Annotated in this window: 4 protein-coding genes; all 4 read right to left on the bottom strand. The window is 37.1% G+C overall.

Annotated features, from left to right (window positions below; genetic code table 11):
• Positions 1-167 precede the first annotated feature (167 nt).
• The 4 genes from H7F15_RS19280 to H7F15_RS19265 all read right to left on the bottom strand — a co-directional run bounded on the left by H7F15_RS19280 (position 168) and on the right by H7F15_RS19265 (position 2909).
• A complete protein-coding gene (locus tag H7F15_RS19280; protein ID WP_185198637.1) occupies positions 168-1124 on the bottom strand; it encodes a hypothetical protein in 957 nt (318 codons plus the stop codon).
• A gap of 79 nt (positions 1125-1203) precedes the next feature.
• Positions 1204-1812, bottom strand: a complete 609-nt coding sequence (locus tag H7F15_RS19275; RefSeq protein ID WP_185198636.1) for a hypothetical protein — start codon at positions 1810-1812, stop codon at positions 1204-1206.
• A 93-nt stretch (positions 1813-1905) separates the two neighbouring features.
• On the bottom strand, positions 1906-2412 hold the full coding sequence (locus tag H7F15_RS19270; protein WP_185198635.1) for a hypothetical protein: 507 nt from the start codon (positions 2410-2412) through the stop codon (positions 1906-1908).
• A gap of 146 nt (positions 2413-2558) precedes the next feature.
• Positions 2559-2909, bottom strand: coding sequence for a hypothetical protein (locus H7F15_RS19265; protein ID WP_185198634.1), 351 nt, complete (start codon positions 2907-2909; stop codon positions 2559-2561).
• Positions 2910-3130 lie beyond the last annotated feature (221 nt).

Genomic DNA, 3130 nt, shown 5'->3' with positions numbered 1-3130 from the left:
CTTTTCTTCCTTTGGCTCTTTTTCTGATCGTTGCCCGCCTTTAGTGGCCTTTGATGCCTTCCAGCCCTTAAAAAGCCTGAAAAGCGCACCACTTTAAAATCTGAAAATAAGCCCAATCACGGCCAACGGACTTGGCTAAAAAGGGCTTTAGTGCTTTTTAGGTGTGGTTAGAGCAGTTTATTTTCTTCTTCTGTTAATGGCAAATCGTTAGATACTTCTTTTATCTTTCTTCCTGATGAGTCGAAGCTGAAACGACGAATGGTTTTCCTTCCTAAATCTTTGATGATGAATGTCTCTTCGATTATATGACCTTGTAGGTTGTGTCGTGTAATGATAGCGTGTCCCAATTCTGTGTCAAGTTCTATGCTTCTAGCTACTTTGCCACTCTCGTGTTTTTCTATGCGACGCACTCCTATGGTGTCTCCTAATATATTTACTGTTATTCGCTCTAAACCTGATGCTTTATCAATATTTGGATAAAAGTTTGCTATTCGTAGTTGTTTCTTAGAATCCTGAAACTCGTAGACTTCCATTTTGACAAGCTTTTGCCCATCATACTTATACTCACTTTCGACAACCAAAGCATTATTAACGTCTCTATCTGTTGACCTTATCAGTAACCCCGATTGGTAAAAGTTCTCTGTCAATGTAAAGAGGGTATCATAGTTGCTCTTTCCATTAAGTAAATCATCTTCAGATTGGGTGTTTAACAGTTGCCTATGCTTGTTAAGATGAAGGTTACCATTTTCCCCGTAGGCATTTTCCACAAGTGTTGTAGTGTCTCCATGCGTGTCAACTATGTATTCTGCCAGCAGAGAGTCTCTTGAGTCATAGTTAAAAAAAGTAGTGGAAAGAAGTTCATCAGAACCATCATGGTCTTCGACTTTTATCTTTCGCCCTTTCTTATCATAAAAGTAAGTAGTGACAAAACTCAAGCTATCTGGTTTGTTTCCTACCAATAAGTAAGACACTTTACGTTCCTTTACTAACCTACCACTTTCATCATATTGGTAATGGATTACTTCACCTTCTGTGAAGTTGCTATCATTAAGTTTTGACTCAGAAGCCTTTTGCTTGCACTGGCTCAATAGAAACACGCAAAGCAAGAAGAGTATCTTTTTCATTTATAGTCTTAAATATGCTCTAACGGCTTGGCTAAAGCACGCTTATGTGTGGTTTAGGTTTTGTTGGATAATTGTAATTCTAATTACTTATCATGTAAAATCTCATAGCTTCTTCTAGAGAATCAAATACTTCTGCGTCTTCTAAATAATTCTTATCATCAAGCTCAAAATACACTTGCTCCAACTTTTTAGGTAAACCACAGATAGCAAGTTTCTTTCCCTTAATCACTTTATACTGCTCAACTAGTTGGCAAAACTCATAACCGTAAGAATCGAAACTTTGATTCGAACTGAAATCAAGTATACACTGATCAGGTTCAAATATGGTTTTTCTTTCTGATGTTTGTTCACTAGGATTCCTAATTGCATCCCAAAAGAAAACATAGTCTACTATGTTATAATACTCCCCTATTTTAATAACAACTAAACTATCTGATTGGGAAATATTTAAGCTCAACTTGGTCGGCCCTGATACTGATTCAGAAACTGATTTCTTAATAGACTTGGATACTACTGGCTTGGAATCAGAAATTATAGTTTTTCGAACTAATCCAATAAGTAGGGTAATTAACCCAATGAACATTACTATGTAAAATAATCCCAACTCCTTTTCGCTTAAGATAGTCAGAATACCCCCACAGACAAAAGTGGTGACACCTATAATTTTTTTTGAATTATCTGATTTCAAGAACTTCTCTAATTATGTATTTTTTATGCTATCCAACGTCTCTGCTATAAGGTGGCGTAGCTAACTTATAGGTTTTGTTGGTGGAAGAAATTTTTATTCTATTTCAGACCAATCTTGAATTTCATACTTTCCAGTCTTAGCATCTACTTTCAATGCCTTTCCGCCTGCTTCGTATGGGTCCCATGTTTCAGCAACATATGAGTAGATGCCCCATGAAATATCATACACCAGACCTTCTAATTGTATTTCCCAGCCTTTTATTCCTTTATCGAAGTCTAATCTTTTAGCAATGTTAGTAGCATATTCTTTATTCCAGAATAAGTTTTTAGTCGGTTTGCCTTCAAAGAAGTTACTAATGTCTTTTTTGGTAATCTTTGTATTGTACTTGCTCTCTACTTTCTCACCATCTAAAAAGACCACAACCAAGTTTTTTCTATTTTCTGTTCTTCCTTTTAGCTCGAAGGTTACTAAATCAAGTGAACTTTCATAAATTCCAGCAAAGGCGAGTTTATCTCTTACCACCTTCTCTCCAAGCTTTTTCTTTAGAAACTCTTCAGCAATTTTTATTTTAAGAGAATCGCCAGGTAAGGCTTGTGCCAAACAAACACTGGTACAAAGGAGCAATATGATAGTGAACAGTTTATTCATTCTTTTTACCACCAACGTCTTGGCTATAGTGCGTTTATGCACTATAGGTTTTGTTGGGCAAAGGATTAATTTTTCTTTCTCAGCACTGGCTTTATAAGTTACTCTGGCTTCTTAACCCGTATATGGAAAAGGATGGTAGAATCTGGTACGACAGCAAGAATATAAAACTGCATTGAGGAGTCTGGCTGCATGATGGGCATTTCAGATTCCAGCTTCTTCGTCTTCTTTTGGTTAATATCCGCTTCTACAGGCTTTTGCAAGTATCTGCTCGTCACACCATTCTTCTTGATGCGTTCTAAGACAGATGAAGAATCACTCCCAAGGTATTTCAGGTCAAGCTCCTTCTTCTCGATTGGAGGGAACTGCTTTGTCTGCTGTTCGGCAGTCTGAGCATAGGCACCAGCCATACATAAGATTAATAGTGCTGCCGATAATATTATTCTTTTCATTTGTTCTATAGCTCTTGAGTTCATATTAAGTTGGTCAAACTTGAAGTAAATCTCAGGTTTGTAATTCTATTCTTTTGTAGCTCAGCTTTTGCCCAACGATTAGTCTAGATGGTGTTTCGTTGGAGGATCGCTGTGCTCAGCAAGTTCCTCCAATGGCATCTAGACAGTGTTGGTCGAGGTTGTTCTCCCTTTTTCCAGGTAATGACTGTGTGTAATTTTTT

This window comes from Pontibacter sp. Tf4, assembly GCF_014212495.1.
Lineage (GTDB): Bacteria > Bacteroidota > Bacteroidia > Cytophagales > Hymenobacteraceae > Pontibacter.
This window is presented reverse-complemented; position numbering and strand designations above follow the sequence as displayed.